Origin of the sequence: Streptomyces sp. NPDC127092, from assembly GCF_042722475.1 — a bacterium.
In the GTDB taxonomy this organism is placed as follows: Bacteria; Actinomycetota; Actinomycetes; order Streptomycetales; family Streptomycetaceae; genus Streptomyces.
The window spans coordinates 492-1333 of sequence record NZ_JBHXFE010000254.1 but is presented as its reverse complement, the minus strand read 5'-3'; the positions used below and the strand labels follow the sequence as shown (position 1 = coordinate 1333).

The 842-nt window shown below is 73.5% G+C and carries 1 protein-coding gene and 1 pseudogene; both read left to right on the top strand.

The genetic code is table 11. The annotated features are described in order from the left end of the window. Nucleotides 1–321, top strand: a pseudogene (locus tag ACFWJO_RS39470) (2-oxo-hepta-3-ene-1,7-dioate hydratase); the annotation flags it as partial. Between the two features lie 133 nt (nucleotides 322–454). Then, nucleotides 455–842, top strand: a 388-nt coding sequence (locus ACFWJO_RS39465; protein WP_386873089.1) for an aldolase/citrate lyase family protein, incomplete at its 3' end; no start/stop codon positions are given.

Sequence of the window (842 nt, the reverse complement as noted above, 5' to 3'; positions counted from 1 at the left end):
ATCTCGGACAACGCCGCCCTGGGCTCCCTGGTGATCGGTGGCCGCCCCGTGGGCGTGCACGACGTGGACCTGCGCTGGGTGTCCGGCATCCTCTCCCGCAACGAGGAGATCATCGAGACCGGGGTGGCCGCGGGCGTCCTGAACCACCCGGCCAACGGCGTGCACTGGCTGGCCAACCGCATCGCCGGGCACGGAGACGCGCTCGAAGCCGGTGAGATCGTGCTCGCCGGCTCCTTCACCCGCCCGATGTGGGTGCACGAGGGCGACACCGTCTACGCCGACTACGGCCCGCTCGGCACCATCACCTGCCGCTTCGCCTGACCCGCCCGCCGTCGTCGCCCCGCCCCGCCCGCCCGCAACGCGGGTTGACCTATCACCAGTACGACCCCGCTCCACCCGCGACAACTCAACCCGCGTCGGGTGGAGGGCGCGGAGAACCCCGAAGGAACGTCCCATGCCCGTCCGCCACAACCCGCAGCCGCTGTTCCGCGACCTCTTCACGCCCGAGGCCGTCGCCGCCCGTGGGGGCCGCCCCGCCGCCGGCATGTTCCTCTCCTCCGGGGACCCGACGACGGCGGAGATCTGCGCCGGCGCGGGCCTCGACTACCTGCTCATCGACGCCGAGCACGCACCGCTGACCCTGCAGGACGTCCTCGCCCAGCTGCGCACGATCGCCGGCTACCGTGTGCCCACCCTGGTGCGCGTGCCGGCGCTGGACACCGTGGCCATCAAGCAGTTCCTGGACCTGGGCGCCCAGTCGCTGCTGGTGCCCATGGTCGACGACGCCGCGATGGCCCGCCGCGCCGTGGCCGCCGCCCGCTACCCGGACGGCTCCGCCGAGG